The organism is Catenulispora sp. MAP12-49 (genome assembly GCF_041262705.1).
Classification (GTDB): Bacteria; Actinomycetota; Actinomycetes; order Streptomycetales; family Catenulisporaceae; genus Catenulispora.
The window spans coordinates 136212-157552 of sequence record NZ_JBGCCP010000024.1; the positions used below are offsets into that span (position 1 = coordinate 136212).

Consider the following 21341-nt stretch of genomic DNA (forward strand, 5'->3'; position numbering starts at 1 on the left):
GTGCAGTGGCATCGGCGCCGCCACGACACGTCTGCTGCCCAGGTCCCCCCTGATCGCCCCCACATGTGGCGGCATCGGAGTTGGGGTCCGGTGTGCTCCCGCCAGACGGCTGTCCCACGCCGACTGGCTGTCGACGATGTGCCATGACCTGCAGCGCCGTTTGCATGCAGTGGGCTATCAGCCTCCGCAGGGCCCGAACTCCGCTTACCCGGCACACGATAGCCTGACGTCGTACGTCGGGCGCCGGCCTCACCGCCCCGGCGGCAGAGGCTGCCAACAGAACAGCCCCTGCCCTGCGCTTCCGCAGATCAGGGGCTGTCTTTGGAAGGCACGATGGTGCGCGTTCCGCTCGGAGCGAAGTGATGGAAATCGAAATCTCTGAAATCCTCGACACCCCGAACCAACGCGTTCGGTTCCGTAGCGATGTAGGAACGGCTACTGGAACATGGTCGGACCCGAAACCCGCCTCACTCGGGCGAGTCCACGTCGAGTTCGACATCCCCGACGAGATCAGCGAGTGGCAGATGCTTGACAAGCCGTCCCCGAACAGCATCGAGGGCGGAGACGAACTGAAGGCTGGCGTGCGTATCGTCGCGACCGTCATCGACGACGGCAGCGATGACGATCCCGTGGTGAGCATCCGTGTAGGAACGGACGTCATCATGATCGAGCCGTCTGAGCGCCGGTCAGAGGTGGTTGCAGGCTCGACGATCGCCTTTACCGCGCCAGACCTTCATCTCTACCCGATCAATCTTTGACTGATCATCCACGCCTGACTTGGCTGCGGCCCCGGCATCCGTTGTGATGCCCGGGCCGCTTGGTGGCAACGGTGACGCAGTGCCTTGACCCGCACCCGATTCCCAGCAGTAGTATACCGAGTATGCTACTGCTGCGAGAGCCTGAGACGGCGAGGCGCCAGATCCGATGAGCTTCCGACACGCCCTGTTGGCCCTGCTCAGGGAGGGCCCGAAATACGGCCTGCAACTCCGCCAGGAGTTCGAGGCGCGCACCGGCGAGGTCTGGCCGTTGAACGTCGGCCAGGTCTACACCACGCTCCAGCGTCTGGAGCGTGACGGCCTCGTCGAACCCATCGAGGACGGCGACGGCGAGGCCGGCACGCAGAAGTCCTTCCGCATCACCGTCGAGGGCTCGGGCGAGCTCGCCGCCTGGCTGCGCACGCCTCCGGATCTGAGTCTGCCGCCACGTGACGAGCTTGTCGTCAAGGTGTTGGTGTCACTGCGGCTGCCTGATGTCGACGTGCACGAGGTGATCCAGGTGCACCGCCACTATCTCGTCGAGTTGATGCAGCAGTGGACACACCTGAAGGAGGACGATGACGGCGCCGATCTGGGGTTCGCGCTGGCTGTGGACGCCGAGCTGTTCCGTCTGGACTCGGTCGTGCGCTGGCTGGACTCCGCCGACGGCCGCATCAAGCGCGCCGCCGTCGGACCCCTTCCGGAGGCCCCGGCCGGGATGCCGAAACTGAGACGCCGCGTGGGGGTGCGCTGATCATGCTCGAGCTGAAGAACGTCTCCAAGTCCTACAACGACGGATCGACCGAGGTGCACGCCCTCCAGGGCGTCAACCTGAGCGTGGAGGCCGGCTCGCTCGTGGCCGTCATGGGCCCCAGCGGCTCGGGCAAGAGCACGCTGCTGACCGTGGCCGGCAGCCTGGAGGATCCGACCGAGGGCGACGTGCTCATCGACGGCCGGTCGCTGACCTCGCTCAGCCGTGACGCCAAAGCCGCGCTGCGCCGCCGCCGCATCGGCTACGTGTTCCAGGACTACAACCTGCTCGCGGGCCTCACCGCGGCCGAGAACGTCGCGATGCCGTTGGAGCTCGACGGTGTCCCGGCCCGAAAGGCGCGCGTGGCAGCCCTGAGCGCTATGGAGTCGCTCGGGCTGACCGACCGCGCGGGCCACTTCCCCGACCAGCTGTCGGGCGGCGAGCGCCAGCGGGTGTCGATCGCCCGCGCGATCGTGGGCGAGCGCGGCCTGCTGCTGGCCGACGAGCCGTCCGGCGCGCTGGACTCGGCCAACGGCGAGGCGGTGATGCGGCTGCTGGTGGCCGCGTGCAAGCGGGGTGTGGCCGCGGTGTTCGTGACACACGACGCGCAGCTCGCGGCGTGGGCCGACCGTGTCGTGTTCATCCGCGACGGCCGGATCGTGGACCAGACGTCGCGCCAGCGTCCTGAGTCGCTGCTGGAGTCGGCTCCGGGGAGCGGACGGTGAGCGCCGCGCCTGCCGCGGTGCTCGAACGGGAGCGCGCCGATCGCCCGGCGCGCGGTGGCCGACCGGCCAAGCGGGCCGTCCGGCGCTGGGCCTGGCGGCTGTTCCGCCGCGAGTGGCGCCAGCAGATCCTGGTCCTGGCACTGATCACGACAGCGGTGGCGGTGACGACGCTGGGCGGCGCGGTCCTGACCAACACACCGGTTCCGCCGACGTCCACGTTCGGTACCGCCTCTCATCAGGTCGTGCTGGAAGGCGACGGCGGCAGCGCCGGCCTGGCCGGCGACATCGACGCCGTCCGCAAGCATTTCGGCGGTGTCGACGTCATCGAGAATCAGGACGTCGCCACTGGGGCCAAAGGCGGCGCGCAGCTGCGGTCGCAGGACCCGAACGGTCTGTTCGGGCATCCGCTGCTCGCCCTGCGCTCCGGGCACTGGCCGACCGGCGTCGGCCAGATCGCGCTGACCGCGAATCTGGCATCGCAGCTGGGCTTGCGCATCGGCGACGTCTGGAAGGCCGCCGGACACGACTACGACGTCGTCGGCACCGTGGAGAACCCCTGGAACCTCGGCGACGCCTTCGCACTGGTCGCCCCGGGAACCCTGACCGGGCCGGTGCAGGCCACCGTGCTCTTCCACGCCACAGCCGACTCACTCGCGGGCTTCGCCTTCCCACAGCACGTCCAGCCGATCTCACCGCAGACGCCGTCCGGCATCCCGCCGGCCTTCCTGGTCCTGATCTTCACCTGCGTCGGGCTGGTCTTCGTGGGCCTGGTGTCAGTGGCCGGATTCACGGTCCTCGCCCAGCGTCGTCAGCGCGCCCTGGGGATGCTCGCTTCGCTCGGCGCCACCGATCGCGACGTGCGCCGGGTCATGGTCGCCAACGGCACGGTGGTCGGCGTGGCCGGGGCCATCGCGGGGGCTGTACTCGGGCTGGCGGTCTGGATCGCCTACGCGCCCGGCTTCTCGGCCAGCGTCAACCACCACGTGTCCTGGAGCCAGGTGCCGTGGTGGCTGATCGGCACCGCCATGGTCCTGGCGGTCGTCACCGCGACGCTGGCCGCCCGCCGGCCGGCGCGCGACGCCGCGCAGATGTCGGTGGTCGCCTCGCTCGCCCGCCGGCCGATGCCGCCCAAGCCGATCGCGCGCACCGCCTGGAAGCCGGCGGTCCTGCTGGCGGCCTCCGTGGTGCTGATGCTGGCCGGCGGCGGGGTCGCGGCCGGTGGCGGCGGCCGGGTGCAGGCCGGGGTGCTGGCCGCCCTGCTGTGCGCGATATTCGGGCTGATCTCGGTGGCGCCGCTCGCCGCCGGGGCGCTGGGCACGATCGCCGGCCGGATGCCGTTCGCGGCGCGCGTCGCGTTCCGGGACGTGGCCCGCTACCGCTCGCGGTCGGGACCGGCACTGGCGGCCAGTTCGGTGGCGGTCTACATGGCGATGATGGTCATCCTGATCACCGCCGGCCGCTTCTCGGACAGCGTCGACTACGTCGGGCCGAACCTGCCGTACAACGCCCTGATCGTCGCCGGCGGCTCCTCGGACGCGGCCCAGGGCCTCGGCCCCTCGACGCCACAGCCCGCCACGACCGCCACGACCGCCACGACCGCCACCCCAGCGGCCCAGGATCAGGCCGCTGCCACGGCGATCGGCACCGCCGTCGGCTCCTCGGACATCCTGCCGCTGGAAGTCGCCGAGGCCGGCGTCGGCACGTGCTCGGCCGGACACGGCGGCCGCAGCTGCCGCAGCAACGGCGTCGTCTACGTGGCCACCCCGGAACTACTGCGCCACTACGGAATCGACCCGGCCGCCATCAACCCGGACACGATGATCATCACCGCCAGGCAGCGCCTGAACCAGGTGGCGGACCTGGACGTCATCCCGCACCCCCAGGGCCCCCAGCCCGACGGGCCGCGCCCCACCCCCTTCCCCCACCCGAAAATCCAGTACTTCCCACAGCTGCCCACCGGCACCTCCGAACCCAACCTGGTGCTGACCCGGCACGCCGTGGACCTCATGCACCTCGGAACCACCGCCGACAACTGGCTGATCCACACCACCAAACCACTGACCGACACCGAGGCGGCGACCGCCCGCCGCCTGGCCGCCCAGCACACCGTGACCATCGAGACCCGCAACAACATCCCCACCCTGAACCAAGTCCTCGGCTTCGCCTCGGCAACCGGAATCCTCCTCGCCCTGGGCATCCTGGCCACCACCGTCGGCCTGGTCCGCAGCGAAACCACCGGCGACCTGCGCACCCTGACCGCCACCGGCGCGCGCCGCCGCACACGCCGCGCGATCACGGCGGCGACGGCCGGGGCACTGGGGCTGCTGTCCTCGGTGCTGGGCACGCTGGTCGCCTACGTGGGGATCGTCTGCTACTACCAGGACGAACTCAGTGCCCAGATGCACGACGTGCCGGTGACCGACCTGCTGCTGATCGTGGTCGGCATTCCCGTGGCGGCCGCGGTCGGCGGGTGGGTGTTCGCCGGGCGGGAGCCGCGGTCGATCGGGCGGCAGGCACTGGAGTAGGGCGGGGGTAGGGCAGTCGGGCAGGGCGTTGGCGAGTTGGCTCCGACTCTGTCTCAGTTGGTGACGGTGGGATTTGAACCCACGGAGGCTTGCACCTCACACGCTTTCGAGGTTCGAGAGGGCGTATCGCAGGCTTCGCATGCATTTGCCGACCTGCGGCGGAGCGAAGGCATGCGACAGTGGTTCGCTCCTGCGAAGCAGGCGTGAACTAAGGAATGCAACCCGGAATGCAACCTTGACCGGCCAACAGCCAGAGTTCATCGCCGCTCATCCCTGCCCTCACCGGACCAGCGGCTGGCGGATCATTTGAGTAGACTCCCACGGGGTGATCACGCTCTGGCAGGGCTCTGTTATAGCAGTGCGCCTGACTGGTGGGACACGGGGAGGGGTTCACTTATGGTGCGTCCAACCGGCTGGGACATTCTGGGCCTGGATGGGGATCCGACGCCTGGTGTAGTGGAGTCAGTACAAGCGCTCGCCAAGGAGTTCGGGGACTTTGCCCACGATGTGGAGTCGGCTTACCGGAGCCTGAACTCGTTCGGCTCTGACGCTGCTGCTCTGGAGTGGGTCGGCCAGACCGCTGATGCGTTCAAGTCCAACTATGGTCCTCTGCCAGGACGCCTGCAGAAGCTGTACACCTCATACAGCGAGGCCTCCGACGCGCTGTCGGCCTATGCGCCCAAGTTGCAGGCCGCCCAGTCCAAGGCCGACTTGGCGCTGCGCCAGGCGCAGGATGCGCACGCCGATTTGCAGCGTGCGACCACCAATGCCACAAACGCCGCGGCCGATCTGAAGACGGCGCAGCAGAACCATGCCGCCAGCCCTAACCCGCAGGCCGTCACCGACGCCCAAACGGCGCACGACACCGCGCAGACCAGCCTGAACAACGCCAAGGCCCGCATGACCGACCTGGCCAGGCAAGCTGAGGACGCCTACGACGACAGGATCACCGCCGCGAAGGACTGCGCGAAGGCGATAGGCCACGCCCAGTCGGACGGCATCCACAACAAGCACTGGTGGGAGCACATCGGTGCGGACCTGGCCGAGTGGGGCGGCAAGATCGCCGAGATCGCCAACGACCTCGCACCGTTTCTGGACGTGCTGGCGTTGGCCACCTCGTGGATTCCCGGCGTCGACGTCATCACCGCGGGCCTGGCCGAGGCCGACAACCTGATCGCACTGGCCGGCACCGGTCTGGAGATCGCCGGCGACGCGATGCAGGGCCACTGGGGCGACGCGCTGATGGGCGCCGGCATGCTCGGCCTCACCTTCCTCGGCGGCAAAGCCATCGGTTCGCTTGGCGGCAAGTTGGCGGGAAGGCTTGGCCGGGAAGCCGAGGAAGGTGCGGAGGGGGCCGCTGGGGCCGAGGCGCGCACTGCGGAAGGCAACGGTCCGGCCATCTGCAAGGACGACCCCATCGATGTGGTGTCCGGCTGGATGCTCACCGATGAGACCGACCTGACGCTGCCGGGCACGCTGCCGGTGGTGTTGCGCCGTGCATACAGCTCCGGCTACGGCATGGGTCGGCTATTCGGTCCAGGCTGGGCCTCCACCATGGATCAGCGCCTGTCGGTCAACGAGGCCGGCGTCCATTTCGCCGGTGATGACGCTCAGCGTCTGGACTATCCGGTTCCCGGACAGGGCGAGGACGTCCTACCGGGGCGCGGGAATCGCTGGCCGCTCAGCTGGGACCGCGAAGCCGACGAGATCCGCATCTTCGACCCGTTCACTGGAATCGCCAGACATTTCGCTACAGTCCACTACCAAGACGAGCACGGCCAGATCCGTGACCTGACGGCCATATCGGACCGTAACGGTAACCGCATCAACTTTCTGCGGGACGCGCGCGGCACGCCGATTGCGGTGGAGCATCCGGCCTATCGCATAGATGTGGATACCGTGCTGACTGCCACCGGTCCGCGCATAGCGGGGCTACGGCTGCACGACGGTACCGAGAACGGCATCGACGTCAAGAAGTTCAGCTACGACGAACGCGGACGCCTCACCGGAGTAGTCGACTCCTCGGACCTACCACTCCGCTATACGTGGGACGACTCCGACCGGATCACCGCGTGGATCGACCGCGTCGGCTACCGCTATGTCTACGAGTACGACGCCCTCGGCCGAGTCGTGCGAACCAGCGGCGACGGCGGATTCATGTCCGGCACCTTCGTCTACGACATCGACGGACGGACCACCGTCCACACCTCGAGCCTCGGCAACGCGACCATCTTCCGGTACGACGACGCCGGCCACGTGCTCTCGGAGACTGATCCGCTCGGCAACACTGTCTTCACCGAATACGACCTCGAAGGCCGGCTGCTCCGCCGCACCGACGCCCTCGGCAACAGCTCTGTGTACGAGATCGACGAGCGTGGCGACACAATCGCCGGGCGACGGCCCGACGGCACAGCCGTGGTGGCCGAGTACACGTCGTTGCACAAGGTCGCGGTGATCCGGCTGCCGGATGGCGCCGAGTGGCACCGCCACTACGATCACCGGGGCAACCTGCTGACGGTGACCGATCCTACGGGCGCCACCACGACGTTCGAGTACGGGGACCGCGGCGTATTGCTGAGTGCGGCCGATGCCCTCGGCGCGGTGACCGGTTACGAGACGAATCCCGCGGGTCTCCCGCTGACGCTTGTCGATCCACTGGGTGCGGTTACCCACCTGGTCCGGGACGCGTTCGGCCGAGTAGTCCGCGTGACCGATCCCATGGGGGCGGTGACGGAATGCGCGTGGACCGTGGAAGGGCGGCCGACCTGGCGCGTCGAGCCGGACGGAGGTCGCACTGAGTGGGCCTATGACGCGGAGGGACGGCTGCTGTCGCTGACGTCGCCCGGCGGCGCGGTGACTGCTTACGAGAACGGGCCTTTCGGCACCGTCACTGCCCGAATGGAGGCTGACGGCAACCGCTACGAGTTCGCTTTCGACGCCGAACTGCGGCCGATACGCGTGACCAACGCGGCAGGTGCGGCGTGGAGCTATGCTCACGATCTGGCTGGCCGGCTGGTATCGGAAACGGACTTCATAGGTCGAACGGTCGACTACGTATATGACGCATCCGGCCGGATGCGTCTGCGAACAGACGCGGCTGGTGGTCGCGTCGAGTTCGAGCGGGACACGAACGGCCTGGTGGCGCGGCGTCGTATTCCGGACGGAGAGTTCGGCTACGAGTACGACGCCATGGGCCGGTTGCTGCGTGCTACGGGGCCAGGCAGCGAGATCGTGTATGCCCGCGATGCCGCAGGGCGGGTGGTCTCCGAGACCGTCGACGGCCGTACTACGGCGTATGAGTTCGATCGTGCGGGGCGGCGGGTCCGGCGAACCACGCCCGCCGGCGTGACTTCGACCTGGACCTATGACGCCGCGGGCCGGCCCGCAGCGTTGCAGGCCGGCGGCACGGAACTGAGCTTCCTCCACGACGCCGCGGGGCGGGAGGTTGAGCGGGCTTTCGCAGGCGGTGCCCGTCTCGAACGGCGACTCGACGCGGCGGGGCGGCTCGGCGGGTTGCGTCTGTGGGCAGGGGATCGATCAGGCGCTTCGGGGCCGGACGCCGCCGCCTCCGAACGGCTGGTGTTCGGGCGTGAGTGGGATTACCGCTCCGACGGGATACCTGTCGAGATCCGTGATTCCCTGTCGGGGACCCGGCGGTATACGGCTGATTCGGTAGGCCGTGTCCAGGGAGTCGATGCCGGAACCTGGACCGAGTCATACGCCTATGACGCCTTCGGCAATCTTTCGCAGGCCGCATCGAGCCTCGACGGAGATGCGAACGGTACCGCCGTCTTCGAGACCGAGCGGACCTTGATTCGCCAGGCTGGCCGCACACGCTACGAACACGATGCGGCTGGTCGGCTCGTCCGGGCTGTGCGGCGCACTCTCGACGGCCGCCGCAAGGTCTGGGCGTACAGCTGGGATGGCGAGGACCGGCTCGTTCAGGTCGTCACTCCCGACGGGGCGACATGGCACTACTCTTACGACCCCCTCGGCCGACGGACGGCCAAGACCCGAATCTCGCCGGACGGCGTGGAAACCGAGCGCGTTGCGTTCGTTTGGGACGGTGTCCGACTGGCCGAGCAATCCGCCGTCGATGCGGACGCCACCGTTACGACCCTCACATGGGACTACGAGCCGGGAACGTTCGCCCCGGCTGCGCAGCGCCGCCGAAGCCGGGGCGCCGATGCCGAACAGCGCGTGGTCGACGAGGCCTTCTATGCCATCATCACCGACCTGGCCGGGGCGCCGACCGAGTTGGTGACCGCCGATGGCCGGATCGCCTGGCGTACGGTGACCGGCCTGTGGGGCCGCACGCTCTCAACCACCGCGGACCATGGCACGGACTGCCCACTACGCTTCGCGGGGCAGTACCACGACACCGAAACCGGTCTGCACTACAACCTCAACCGCTACTACGACCCAGACACGGCCGCGTATCTCAGCCCCGACCCTCTCGGACTAGCTCCGGCCCCCAACGACCATGCCTACGTCGTCAACCCTCTGACCTGGATCGACCCGCTTGGCCTGGCCTGCGTCAAGACCGATACGGGTTTGGGGTTCCAGGGCCACGGCGCCAAGGAGTGGGCGGAGAAGAACGGATTCCAGCACTACATGTCCGAGCAGTACCAGGACACGTGGCAAGGCGCCGTTCGGTCGGACTTGGGCAATCCTGCCAAGACCATTCACGTGCTCACCGAGGGATTCGGGCCGGAAGGATTCGAGGGCATGGCCGTCGCCGGCCTCAAACCCGGAGCGAAGGCGACCGAACAAGAGATGGGATGGGCTGCCCGCTCCGTCATCCACGGTCAGCGGTCTTGGGATTCGATACATTTCTATGACAAGAACGGCCGGATTTTCCCGGACGAACCCCAGTGGTACGACCCGAAGTGGGAGAAAGCATGGATATTGGAGGAAGTCTAGCCCGGACCCCGGACGGACTCACTCCCGCGGATGCCCTTAATGCCGATCTCTACCCCGACCTCATCGAGGCCGGGGGGCTGGCCGCCGCGCTGCGTCAAGTAGCCCATGCCGAGCATCTCGATCTGGGTGAGATCAAGGTGCAGAACGAATGGGGGCGGTCGGCGTTCACCACGGCGCGTCTGACAGCCGACCGGGGTGCTATGGCGGTGCTGCTGGGGGGTGACAGCCACCGCTTCTCAATCTCGGCGGGACAGCCCTTCAGAGATCCCGGTTGGGTCTCCGGCAGCACGCCAGACCTAGCCGAGGCTGCCCGGATGTTGGCGGCGTGGCGGACCGGGGTGAAGCTCAGAGAACTGACGGCGCGGTTCCCTTTCCTGGAATACCCCCCGATCAGTCAGGGATACGAGGATGGGACGCCGGTTCCTGCCCAATGGAAGATTGTCCTGACAGATCAGGAAGCGGAGACGTATCGCGACCTGCTGACCGCTCTGCACGCTGACGACGTCACCGGAGGAATGTTTCCGTACCTCTCGATGTTCACGCTCAGACTTGCGGCGGACCCGTACGACATGTCGGCTGCTGAAGTGGTCGTGGCTAGGGGCCCTGAGGAGGGCGGCTACCGCGTGAGCTCATCGGCTGCCGAGGGCGAGCGCCTGGTAAGGGGAATCGGGGAGACCGTGGAGGCCGTGCGGGACTTGTCGCGTAAGCCGTAGTGTGGCTGTCGGCGTAGGTAAGGAGTGCGATACGTGCAGCTCAGCGTTAGCTGGCAGCCGTATCCAGCAACGCTGTTCGCACTCGACAGAGCCGACCACACACGCCTTCCTCGCGAGACTTCCAGACCCCGGGGAGCATGATGAGCTGGGAGAGCGTCCACGGCGTGCTCTGACAGAGATGCAACCGGAATGCAACCCTGGAAGATGAGCCTAGGCCGGGCGGGCGAACAAGCGAGCCCCTGCCCTGCATTTCCGCAGGTCAGAGGCTCGCCGTAAGCGGTGACGGTGGGATTTGAACCCACGGAGGCTTGCACCTCACACGCTTTCGAGGCTTGTCGACTACTGCTGCGAGAGTTGCGGAAGGCCACTGGCGCCGCGCGGTTCATGACGCGCGAGGAGCTAGTCGACCTCTGCGGCCCCGTGAAACCGTCGCAAATGCAACTGAGACTGCAACTGGACGCGCCTTTGTCGCCCTAAGCCGTTCGCTTTTGAGCCTGTCTCCGGCCGGGAAGGACCGTACGTTGCTGGACTAATCACCTGGGAACCCGGCCGTAACCGTCCCCCGCCGAATGCCTAGCGTGGCCATCGATGGCTACGCCATACGACACTTGTCGAGACCGATAGGTCCACGCCCGAGTGAGAAGCGGTCGTGTGTGCAGGTGAGAGGTCTTGGCTGGGTGGCGCATAGCCAAATGAGGTTACAACACGATTGTGATCCGCTACTATCTGCAAGTTGCGTGGCTTACGGCAAGGAGGCCTCATGTCTGATGTAAACGCGTTGTTCGATATGGAAGATCATGGCGAAGATGACGACGTCACCGCCGACCAGCATGATGCCCTCGTCGTTCCACTTGGCGAGCGACGGTTGGTCACTCAGCCCTATGACCTGTCCCTGGCGACCCTGGTGAGTGATATTGAGAAGGGGCAGTTGTTGCTCAATGTCGCCTATCAGCGTAAATACGTCTGGGATCGCGCGAAGGCGAGTCGTCTTATCGAGAGCTTCCTGCTGAATATTCCGGTTCCGGTATGCTACTTCGCGGAGAATGATGACGGCACTTACGAGGTGATTGATGGCGCGCAGCGCGTCACCTCGGTGAATGATTTCCTAAGTAATAAGTTTCGGCTCCGTGGCGTCCCGGTTATGAGCGAGCTCGAGGGAAAGCGCTATGATGAGTTGTCGCCCAAGGATGCGAGAAGACTTGCGAGTCGAACTATCCGATGTGTAGTAATCACTGCCGACTCGCATCCAGATATCAAGTTTGATGTATTTGAGCGCTTGAACACTGGATCTGCCACGCTACATGAACAGGAACTTCGTAATTGTATCTACCGTGGCGCATTCAACTCTTTCCTCAAGAATGTGGCCGACCTCCACTCGTTTGAGCGCATTCTTGGTGGGATCAAGAACTCGAGGATGGCGTACGAGGAGCTCGCCCTCAGGTTCTTCGCACTCTATGATGGCATCAGTGATTATAAGCCGCCTTTGCGCCAGTGCCTTAACCAGTATATGCGCAGCCATCGCACGTCGACGCCTTCAAAAGGTACTGTCAAGGTGTTCGACGAAACGTGCGATACCGTATACGAGATTTTTGGTGCCGATGCTTTTAAATTGGTGCGCGGAGGGCAGGACACTGCTTTTAACCGAGCGCTATTCGATGCCGTGATGCTACCGCTCGCCTTTGCTGATCGTCGCATTGCCGTGGAGCGATCGACGGGTGTTCGAGATTTACGAGACAGATTGTTGACCGATAGCGAATTTCTGGCTGATATTGGTCGTGCCACGGCTGATCGAGCGCGCATGCACGGTAGAGTGAAAAGCTTTGCGGACGGCTTGATCGCGCTGGGCGTGCCGTGCCGACTTCCAAGCCTCGCTGACGGGTAGCGCAATTATGACTTCTTCGAAGATTGAAGCGCTCGGAGAATTCTATGACAGCCTGGTCGAAGTTGATATCCTGCTCAACCAGGCTAATGCGATGGCTGCTTTGGGAACCGGTACGCCTTTGGAGAACGAAACAGGGCGTGCCCTCGCCAACGCATCGACTCGGGCATGTGTGGTTATGCTGGTGGCGCACTTCGAAGGATTTGTGAAGCTCGCACTAACGGAGCTAATCGACTCCATCCGGGAAGCCAAGCCTCCGAATCGCAGGGTTCCTGACGGGCTCCTCGAGATTATGACCAGAGATCGGCTCGTGGAGATCGCCGCATGCGAAGGCGTTGAACGAAGCCGCCGCATACGAAAACTTTTCACCGCCTATGGCCCGTTATGGGAGGACGGTCGAACCATCAACCCGGCGCTTATGTCGGATAGGATCTTGGCGAAGCAATTGACGAACGCGCGTCCTGAGACCTTGGACCAGGTCTTCGTACTACTGGACGTCGCCGGACTGACGGCTGGCATTCAGGCCTCTCTGGACTCTGAGGCCGCTTCCAGCGGTAACGGGTGTGCGGCATTCGATGTTCGGATGAAGCTTGACGAGATCGTTGACCGGCGAAACGAGATTGCGCATGGTGATCGCGATGTTAAGCCAACTGCGGTCGAGGTGGTTGAGTATATCAATTTCCTGCGAGATGTCGCAGGCGCGATCGCTACTGTGGTGGGCGAGAGGATTAGGTACTGCTGTTCACTGGGATGATGCTGTCGGGCGAAGCCGGGCGCGTATCTACGCCGTGCCGCGTCAGTGGGCTTCTTTAGGCTTTTCCTGGCCGCTTACTTGACTTGTGCCACACGCGACCGGGGTAATTCAGCGCGACGCCGGCACCGTGTCGGAACACTTCTATGGGTGTCGACGTCCTGTCCATAAAAGTCCCGACTGGCGATCGAATCGTCACGAACTGCCACGGAGACGGCAATGGCAACTGGGCGGATCGTTCGGGCGTAGCAGAACGCGAGGCTTGCACCGCACACGCTTTCGAGGTTCATCGATGGCCGTCGCGAGGGCTGCGGAAGCCTCTGCTAACGCCGGGTGAACCTCATCGCGTGAGGAATGAGCCGCTCTCAGTGACCCTCCGCATATGTCGCAAATTCAACTGAGGCTGCAACTGAACGGCTGTGCGGCACGATCGCGCAGTCTGGTTCGAGGCGGGCCACTGACCCATTCGACCCGGCGGCCCCACCGACACCAGGTGACCCGACAAGCTCTGGCCACGGGTACAGGCTGCGCTACCGCACCACTCGCCGCCTCAGGACCTCACGTAGTCCTGTGCGAGTGCGAGCCAGTCACGGCCGACGGCGCGGGACTGCTCCCGCAGCGTCGCCTTCAGCTCCTCGGCGCTCCCTTCCTCGATCAGGCTCCGCATGTCGGCTGCTTGGCGGTCGGCCTCATCGGCCTCCAGCGAGGTTCCCGTCGCCTTTTCGAGGCCCGAGGCGATCTTCAACGTGGTGGACGACACCGAGCGGGCCGCGGACGGCTCCCCCTTCTCCGTGACGGCGAGGGCAGACCACAGGACTCTGGCGGCGAGCTCGGCGAAACCCGCGGCCTTGCCGCCGGGCTCGTAATGGTGCGACAGCTCGTACAGCCGTTGTAGGTCGTCTTGCGTGACCGCAGGGCTCTCGGTTGGATCCGTCCAGAGCTGTTCCACCGCCCGCAGATAGACGTCCGCTTCGGCCTGGCGCCCTTCCGAAGCGGCATTCCACAGCAGGATTCCCGCCGCGCGTTCCGCGCAGGCGGCGGCGAAGCAGGCCGCCTGTTCCCCGGTCGCCCGAGCTACGAAGTCCTCCAGGACAGGAGTGAGCCTGTCCTGGAGTGACTCCCGCTCGGCCAGACGTCGTGCCTGCTCGGCGAGGATGTCGTCGATCCCGGCCATCTGCTGCCCCTCACTTGATGTTCATCGATCCAGACCAGAAGAATCCTCTCACCTGATGGCCGTGGGTCTTGGGGATGATCTGGCCGTAAATGGTTCCCTTGGTGCCCTGGATGAGGGGTCCGCAGAAGTCCCTGCACACCGGACGCGAAGCGCCGCCGGCCACCGGCACGCCCCCGAGCTTGTTGATGAACAGCAAGGCGTTGTGCTCGGCATGGGTGAAGCCCGGGACGTTGAACGGCACCGCGATGTCGCCGTTCTTCACGGCCGCGGACTGGAGGGCGACGGCCATCTCCTCGGTCTCCTTCCCGCTGTGCGCGACGACGTCCTTGACGACCCAGTTGCCCTTGCCGTCAGGGAACCGGGCCCTGACGACCGCGGTGGTCCCGTTCTGGTGGAACCAGTCGTCGACGCCCTTGTGCAGGTCGTGGTAGGCCGTCGCCTTGTCCATGGTCTCGTCGGACCATTTCATCAAGGCCTTATCGCACATGAGGCCGAACGGGTCGGTGTCGACCAGCGGGTTCGGGACGTAGGCGTGATCGTTCGGACCCGCGACCAGACCCAGCGGGTCCGGGGACAGGTAGGCGGCGGTGTCCGGGTCGTAGTACCGGTGCAGGTTGTAGTGCAGCTCGGTCTCGGCGTCGAAGTACTGTCCCGCGAACCGCAGCGGACATTCGGCGCCGTCGGTGTCCGCGGACCCGGCGACCATGCGGCCCCACAGGTCCGTCGTGGTGCGCCAGACGATGGCGTGGAACGTCTCGTCCACCAGATCCTGGTCGGCCGCGGTCGAGGTACGGCTGCGCTGGGCCGCCGGCGCTCCGGTTCCGGGATCGTAGTCCCAGGTGAGGACCGCCACCGAGGCATCGGCGCTGTGTGCGTGCTGTTCCACCAGCACCGGCCCGTCCCAGACGAAGACGGTCTGCTCGACGACCGCCCCCTCCGGGGACACGCGTGCCTTGGAGACGCGGCGGCCGAGAGGGTCGTAGGCGTAATGCCAGCGTGTCCCATCCGGTGCGACCGTCTGAACGAGCCGGTCTTCGCTGTTCCACTGGAACTCGCGGATGATCCGGCGGCCGTCGAGGGTCCGGCGGATCGTGCGGGTCACCCGTCCGGCGGCGTCGTATTCACGGCTGGTACGCCGGCCGCCGCGTGATCGGGCCTGAGCGGGACCACCTTCCCCGACCGCCTGCAGGGTCGGCGCGGCGTCGCCAGGTGTCGCCACCCCAGGTGTCGTCACCCCGCCGAACGCGTCGTAGGCGTACTCCTCGCGCCAATCCCGCGCCGTCACCGCGGTGACCCGGCCAATCTGGTCCGTCTCATAGCGACGGACACCACGCAGGCTGTCGTGGATCTCCGTCGGTATCCCGTCGGCCCGGCGGCGCCATTCGCGCCCGACGACCTGCCGACGCTCCGTGGGCCCGTCGCCGGCCCACACCCGCTGGGCCTCGACCCGGCCCGCCGGGTCGAAGGCGAAGTCGATTCGAGCCCCGGGCAGAATCCGCTGAACCTCGCGACCGGCGGCGTCCAGCCTGAAAGCCAGCAGGTGCGACCCGGCGCGCAGGGTCTCGGCCTGGCCGGCCGCGTCATAAGACCACTCCGACACGGCGCCGCCGGGAGTGATCCGGCGGACACGGCGCCCTGCTACGTCGTACTCGTACGCCGTCCGGCGGCCGTCGGTGCTCTCGGCGGCGAGCCGGCCCGCGTCGTTCCACGTGTATTCGACCCGGCTGCCGGGACCGCTGAGGCTGGTGATCCGGTGCTCGGTGTCGTATCCGTAGGTGTAGTCGCCGTCGGGCGTCCGACGGCACGCCAGCCGTCCAGCGGTGTCGTACTCGAATCCGATCCGCTCGCCGGAGCCGGTGATCCGCGCCACCATCCTTCCGGCGGCGTCGTATTCGTAGCCGAGGCGGCGGCCGACGAAGTCCTGCTCGGTCACCAGGCGCCCGGCGGCGTCATATCCGTAGTGCCAGACCGCGCCGGCCGGACCCGTGACCGACAGGAGGTTCAGCTCGGTGTCGTGGGAGAACTGGTGGCGCACACCGTCCGGCCCGGTCCGCGCCGCGATCCTGCCGAACGGGCCGGGCTCGGTCACCGTCACCGCGCCGACCGCGTCGACGCTGCGTATCTCGTTGCCCTCGGCGTCGTAGGACCAGCTCGACCGGGCGCCGTCCGGCTCGGTGCGCTCGGCGAGGAAGCCCTCGACGGTCCAGCGGTAGCGGGTCGTCGCGCCGGTCGCGTCCGTCACTGCCGTGACCCGGCCGAACGCGTCGCGTACCGCGCGGATCGTGCCGCCGAGCGGGTCGGTCACGGAAATCGGCAGGCCTGCGGCGTCGTGATGGTAGCCGACGACGGAGCCTGCGGGGTCGATACCGCGGGTGATCGCGCCGCGGTCGGAGTGTTCGGCCCGGGTGGTCGCGCCGCCCGGCTCCACCACCTCTGTCAGGTTCCCGCGCTCGTCGTACCGACGCCGCCAGATCGGGCCGTCGGCGGTCTGCACCAGAACCGGCTGGTGGAATCCGTTGTACTCGAACCGCGTCACCGCGCCGTCCGGGTCGGTGACCCGAACAACGTCGCCGCGTTCGTCGAACTCGAAGCTGGTGCGGTTGCCCAGGGCGTCGATCCTGGAGGCGAGTCGGCCGTAGCGGTCGTAGTCGCTCAGGACCGTGCCGCCCAGCGGGTCGGTGACCGCCACGAGGTGGCCGTGATCGTCGTAGCGATACGTCGTCGGATGCCCGAGAGAGTCGGTCACGACGGTGGTGTTTTCGTCCTCGACGTAGGCGAAGGACGCCGTCAGGAAGCCCTCGGCACCGGAGGCGCGGAGGACTCGCCCCTGCTCGTCATATTCGTAGGTGTATCGGAAGCCGAGGCGGTCTGTGAACGCGACGATCCGGTCTTCGTCGTCGAAGTCGTAGGAATAGGGCAGGCCGGAGGAGTTGACGACCGCGACCAGGCGCCCGCGGTCGTCGTAGCGGTACTCGACGATCTGGACATAGCCGTCGGCGGCCGCTTCGTCCCGCAGCTTGAAGCCGGTGACCCGGACGCCGGCAGGAGTCGCCGCTGTGTCGACGGCGATCCGGTATCCGCCGCTGTGCTCGATGCGCAGCGGGGTGCCCACATCGTCACGGACGAAGGTGATCCGATTGCCATTCCGGTCCGAGATCGCGGTCAGGTCGCGAATCTGCCCGTTATCGGATTGATGGTGAACGGTGTCGAAGTGCCAACTGAGTCCGCTCCACGGATTGTCCACGCGGATCTCGTCACGCACACGGTCCCAGACCAAAGGCCAGCGCGCCCCCTCCGTCGGCAGCACACTCCCGTCTCCGGCGGGGAACGGGTAGGTGAGGATCTGGGCGTCGTCGCCGGCGAAGTGGATCCCGGCTTCGTTGATGGCGATCCGCTGGTCGAGTGTGGAGGACCAGCCGGCGCCGAGGAGGCGGCCCGTGAAGTTGCCCGACGAGTAGGCCCGTCTCAAGGCGATAGGGAGCGTACCGGGGAGCTCGAGATCGACCTCGTTGGCGATCACGCTTCCTGAGACGACGTCCACCGGGTCGCCGCCTTCGCAGGCCAGCTTGTTTCCTCGGGCGCCGATCTTCTCGATCAACTTCCCGCCGAACTTCTCCATCATCTTGCCGCCGAGGTACTGGGCACCGAGCATGCCGACGCCCATCAGGGCGTCGCCCCAGTGGCCTTGCATGGCGTCGCCGGCGATCTGCATGCCGGTGCCGACCAGGGCGATGATGTTGTCGGCTTCGGCGAGGGCGGCGGTGATGACGTCCACGCCGGGAATCCACGAGGTGGCCAGCGCGAGCACGTCGAGGAAGGGGGCGAGTTCGTTGGCGATCTCGGCGATCTTCCCGCCCCACTCGGCCAAGTCCTCGCCGACGTGATCCCACCAGGACTTGTTGTGGATGCCGTCGCCTTGCGCTTTGTGGAGCGCGGAGGCGCAGGTTTTGGCCGCTTCGATGCGGTCGTTGTAGGCGTCGTTGGCCTGCTTGGTCAAAGCCGCCATCTTGGCCTTGGCGTTGTTCAGGTTGGTCTGCGCGGTGTCGTGCGCTGTTTGCGCATCGGTGACAGCCTGCTGATTGGGGTTGGCCGGCTGATTCTGTTGCGCCGTCTTCAGATCTGTTGCCGCGTTGTTTGCATTGGTCGTCGCGCGCTGCAGATCAGCGTGCGCATCCTGCGCCTGACGCAGTGCCGCATCGGCCTTGGTTTGCGCGGCCTGAAGCTGCGGCGCATACGCGGACAGTGCATCGGAGGCTTCGCTGTAGGAGGTGTACAGCTTCTGAAGCCGTCCCGGCAGCGGACCGTACTGGTTCTTGAAGGCGTCAGCGGTCTGGCCGATCCACTGCATCGCGGCAGTGTCAGACCCGAATGAGTTCAGGGACCGATATGCCGCCTCCACATCATGGGCGAAGTCCCCGAACTGCTTCGCCAGCGTCTGAACCGACTCCACCACACCCGGAGTCGGATCCCCATCCAGGCCCAGGATGTCCCAACCAGTTGGACGTGCCATTGCTGAAGCCCTCCCCGTATCCGCCACGTGGCTAGGAGCGTGGGTCAGTAACGCCAACCCTGCCAGCGGTTCGTGATCTTTCGTATGGAAGAATCTTGGTATGTCTGGTGGGGATGGGTTGTTCGAGGTGGATCCGGCGACGATGACACCGAAGGCGTCGCCGGCGGTGCCGGTGAAGAAGACGTTCCGGGCGTTCGTCCCCGATCAGATGTTTTTGCTGCCGCCCTCGCTGGACGACTGGCTGCCCGAGGGCCATCTGGCCCGGTTCGTCGCCGATCTGGTCGACGAGGTGCTGGACCTGTCCCCGATCCTGGCGGGCTACATCGAAAAGCGCGGGCAGCCACCATATGACCCGCGTCTGATGGTGCGGCTGTTGATCTACGGTTACACCACCGGGGTGCGCTCCTCCCGGGCGATCGAGCGCAAGTGCACCGACGATGTGGCGTTCCGCTACCTGGCCGCAGGGGCTGGTCCTGACTACCGGTCGATATCCCGGTTCCGGGCCCGGCACTTGGATGCCCTGGCCGACATCTTCACCCAGTCGCTGCACCTGGCGCAGAAGTTGGGCATGGTAAAGATGGGCAGGGTCGCGCTGGACGGCACGAAGTGGGCGGCGAACGCCTCCAAGCACAAGGCGAACAGCTACGCCCGGCTGGTCGACAAGGAGCAGCAGGTCGAGGCCGAGATCGCCGAACTGGAAGCGGCTGCGGCGGCGCTGCTGGCCGATGCCGCGGCCGTCGACGCCGCCGAGGATGCCCGGTTCGGCCCGGACGGCAAGGACACCGACCTGCCGGCCGAGTTGGACCGGCGGGAGAAGCGCCTGGCCAGGTTGCAGGCCGCCCGAGCCCAGATCGAGGCCGAAGCCGCAGCCAAGGCCGCCGCACACGCCGAGGAACTGGCCCGCAAAAAGGCCAAGCGCACCGGGCGCGAACCCGACGACGACGAGATCGACCAGGTAAGACGCCAAGCCGACGCCAAGGCGCGGCCGAAGGACAAGGCGCAGGCCAACTTCACCGACCCCGAATCCCGGATCATGAAGAACAGCGACGGCGCCTACATCCAGGCCTACAACGGCCAGGCCGTCGTGGACGACGCTCACCAGATCATCACCGCCGCCGACGTCACCACCAACCCCGCCGACGCGCTGTTCTACACCGCGATGCTCGACCAGTCCGCCGCCAACACCGGCATCCACCCACGTCAAGCCCTGGCCGACGCAGGGTACTGCTCCGAGGCGAACCTGCAGGCCGCAGCCAAACGCAAGGAAGAACACGGCACCGACACCTTCATGGCCACCGGACGGCTGGCCCACGACGAACAGGTACCGCCCACCCCGCGCGGACGCATCCGCAAAGACGCCACGCTGCGCGAGCGCATGGCCCGCAAGTTGCGCACCAAACCCGGACGCGCCGCCTACGCCAGACGCAAAGCCATCGTCGAACCCGTATTCGGCCAGATCATGACCTGCCAGAACGGCCGCGAACTGCTGCTGCGCGGCGAGTGTGGGGCCCGCGGCGAATGGCGGCTGCTCGCCGCCTGCCACAACCTCCGCAAGATCTTCCGGCACGCCGGAACCGCCGGACTGGCCGCCGCCCGGGCCTGACGACCCGGCCAGTCGGCCGCCGGCGGACCAGTCGAGCCCGGCAGACATCCTCGCGAACCGCTCACGCCACCGCGAACGCCTCCACCGGGCTCCGAACAGCCGCTCACAAAGGCCCCGCGGCTTGTTCAATTCCGACCCACGCTCCTAGATCGCGCGAGGCAGTGGGGCTGAACGCGGACAACGTGAGCACATTGATGACGAGACTCGTCATCTTCCCCCGCATCCCCCCGCTTGCGTCGCGCAACAGCTAACGAGTCTACAAAGCAGGTCGTGGCCTCGGTAACTCTTTGGCGCGAAGCGAGTGACCGCCGTCCTGCGGCTGACGTATCTGCCACCTGTCACTGCGCAGGCATAGAAGGACGATGCGGCGTCTGTCGTCTCGACCCTCGGTGGACGAGTGGTCTGATTCGGTGCCCACCAGCCGGCCCGCTCTGAAGCCGAAGGTGCCGAGCCGGGCCGAGCATGGCTCGGCTCGTGCCGTGGGCTCGTGTTTGCAGTGGGGGGCCTCCGGTACTGCCCCTTGCACGGCCTGCGACGACGTCCAGAGCCTTGCGAGACTCGCACGCTTGGCGGTGGTGTGAATCGATGAACCTACGTGCAGGCCAATGCTGGTGTTCGGGAGATCCGCTTGCAGTCCGACCGAAGCCCAGTTGCGTTCCGATAGCGTGAGACGTGAGACAAACGCCCTCAACAGAACAGCCGCGAGGTGCGTTTCCACAGCTCAGGGGCTGTATCAAAAGCGGTGACGGTGGATTTGAGCCCACGGAGGCTTGCACCTCACACGCTTTCGAGGTTGGCGCATGGATGCCCACGGGAATGCACCTTGAGCTTTACCTGGTGGCATGCCGCAGCAGGAGCATCCAGATCAGTTCCCACACAACGGCGAACCCTAGTGTGCTGAGACGGCTGTTGAGACGAGACGGGAGCCCTGCACGGCTAGCCTCCGATACTCAGCAGATGAGTTGTGAGTTCGGAACCTGACATGCGAAAGGTGCCCTTGGCCTGGAAGGATGCGAGTGTCGAGTTCGTATC

11 protein-coding genes and 1 tRNA gene are annotated in these 21341 nt (G+C 66.3%); 9 read left to right on the forward strand and 3 right to left on the reverse strand.

All coding sequences use genetic code 11. The features are described from left to right. The first annotated feature begins 362 nt into the window (after positions 1–362). The 4 genes from ABIA35_RS34255 (at position 363) to ABIA35_RS34270 (ending at position 4756) form a co-directional block, all read left to right on the forward strand. The gene (locus ABIA35_RS34255; protein ID WP_370360721.1) at positions 363–758 is read left to right on the forward strand and encodes a hypothetical protein; all 396 of its coding nucleotides are present in this window, start codon (positions 363–365) and stop codon (positions 756–758) included. A 166-nt stretch (positions 759–924) separates the two neighbouring features. Further along, the gene (locus tag ABIA35_RS34260; RefSeq protein ID WP_370360722.1) at positions 925–1509 is read left to right on the forward strand and encodes a PadR family transcriptional regulator; all 585 of its coding nucleotides are present in this window, start codon (positions 925–927) and stop codon (positions 1507–1509) included. Positions 1510–1511: 2 nt separating this feature from the next. After that, a complete protein-coding gene (locus ABIA35_RS34265) occupies positions 1512–2231 on the forward strand; it encodes an ABC transporter ATP-binding protein (protein WP_370336210.1) in 720 nt (239 codons plus the stop codon). Then, on the forward strand, positions 2228–4756 hold the full coding sequence (locus tag ABIA35_RS34270; protein WP_370360723.1) for an FtsX-like permease family protein: 2529 nt from the start codon (positions 2228–2230) through the stop codon (positions 4754–4756). The genes ABIA35_RS34265 and ABIA35_RS34270 overlap by 4 nt, the downstream gene beginning before the upstream one ends. Before the next feature lie 58 nt (positions 4757–4814). On the opposite strand, the gene ABIA35_RS34275 is transcribed toward ABIA35_RS34270, so the two are convergent. Then, positions 4815–4909 (reverse strand) — tRNA-OTHER (locus tag ABIA35_RS34275). 243 nt (positions 4910–5152) lie between these two features. Between ABIA35_RS34275 and ABIA35_RS34280 the strand changes: the two genes are divergently transcribed. From ABIA35_RS34280 to ABIA35_RS34295, 4 genes are all read left to right on the forward strand, one after another. Then, complete coding sequence (locus ABIA35_RS34280; protein ID WP_370360724.1) at positions 5153–9679, forward strand: RHS repeat-associated core domain-containing protein; 4527 nt, start codon at positions 5153–5155, stop codon at positions 9677–9679. Next, on the forward strand, positions 9658–10392 hold the full coding sequence (locus ABIA35_RS34285; RefSeq protein WP_370360725.1) for a hypothetical protein: 735 nt from the start codon (positions 9658–9660) through the stop codon (positions 10390–10392). Before ABIA35_RS34280 ends, ABIA35_RS34285 begins: the two co-directional genes overlap by 22 nt. 760 nt (positions 10393–11152) lie before the next feature. Next, positions 11153–12274, forward strand: a complete 1122-nt coding sequence (locus ABIA35_RS34290; RefSeq protein WP_370360726.1) for a DUF262 domain-containing protein — start codon at positions 11153–11155, stop codon at positions 12272–12274. A 7-nt stretch (positions 12275–12281) separates the two neighbouring features. Beyond that, on the forward strand, positions 12282–13025 hold the full coding sequence (locus tag ABIA35_RS34295; protein ID WP_370360727.1) for an MAE_28990/MAE_18760 family HEPN-like nuclease: 744 nt from the start codon (positions 12282–12284) through the stop codon (positions 13023–13025). 547 nt (positions 13026–13572) lie between these two features. On the opposite strand, the gene ABIA35_RS34300 is transcribed toward ABIA35_RS34295, so the two are convergent. Both ABIA35_RS34300 and ABIA35_RS34305 read right to left on the reverse strand, forming a co-directional pair. Beyond that, the gene (locus tag ABIA35_RS34300; protein ID WP_370360728.1) at positions 13573–14196 is read right to left on the reverse strand and encodes a hypothetical protein; all 624 of its coding nucleotides are present in this window, start codon (positions 14194–14196) and stop codon (positions 13573–13575) included. A gap of 10 nt (positions 14197–14206) precedes the next feature. Continuing rightward, positions 14207–18706, reverse strand: coding sequence for an RHS repeat-associated core domain-containing protein (locus ABIA35_RS34305; RefSeq protein WP_370360729.1), 4500 nt, complete (start codon positions 18704–18706; stop codon positions 14207–14209). A gap of 142 nt (positions 18707–18848) precedes the next feature. Between ABIA35_RS34305 and ABIA35_RS34310 the strand changes: the two genes are divergently transcribed. Further along, positions 18849–20309, forward strand: coding sequence for an IS1182 family transposase (locus ABIA35_RS34310; RefSeq protein WP_370360735.1), 1461 nt, complete (start codon positions 18849–18851; stop codon positions 20307–20309). The last annotated feature ends 1032 nt before the right edge of the window (positions 20310–21341 follow it).

Coding starts and splice junctions, on each gene's coding strand:
- ABIA35_RS34255 (WP_370360721.1), top strand. CDS start 363: ATGGAAATCGAAATCTCTGAAATCCTCGACACCCCGAACCAACGCGTT.
- ABIA35_RS34260 (WP_370360722.1), top strand. CDS start 925: ATGAGCTTCCGACACGCCCTGTTGGCCCTGCTCAGGGAGGGCCCGAAA.
- ABIA35_RS34265 (WP_370336210.1), top strand. CDS start 1,512: ATGCTCGAGCTGAAGAACGTCTCCAAGTCCTACAACGACGGATCGACC.
- ABIA35_RS34280 (WP_370360724.1), top strand. CDS start 5,153: ATGGTGCGTCCAACCGGCTGGGACATTCTGGGCCTGGATGGGGATCCG.
- ABIA35_RS34285 (WP_370360725.1), top strand. CDS start 9,658: ATGGATATTGGAGGAAGTCTAGCCCGGACCCCGGACGGACTCACTCCC.
- ABIA35_RS34290 (WP_370360726.1), top strand. CDS start 11,153: ATGTCTGATGTAAACGCGTTGTTCGATATGGAAGATCATGGCGAAGAT.
- ABIA35_RS34295 (WP_370360727.1), top strand. CDS start 12,282: ATGACTTCTTCGAAGATTGAAGCGCTCGGAGAATTCTATGACAGCCTG.
- ABIA35_RS34300 (WP_370360728.1), bottom strand. CDS start 14,196: ATGGCCGGGATCGACGACATCCTCGCCGAGCAGGCACGACGTCTGGCC.
- ABIA35_RS34305 (WP_370360729.1), bottom strand. CDS start 18,706: ATGGCACGTCCAACTGGTTGGGACATCCTGGGCCTGGATGGGGATCCG.
- ABIA35_RS34310 (WP_370360735.1), top strand. CDS start 18,849: ATGACACCGAAGGCGTCGCCGGCGGTGCCGGTGAAGAAGACGTTCCGG.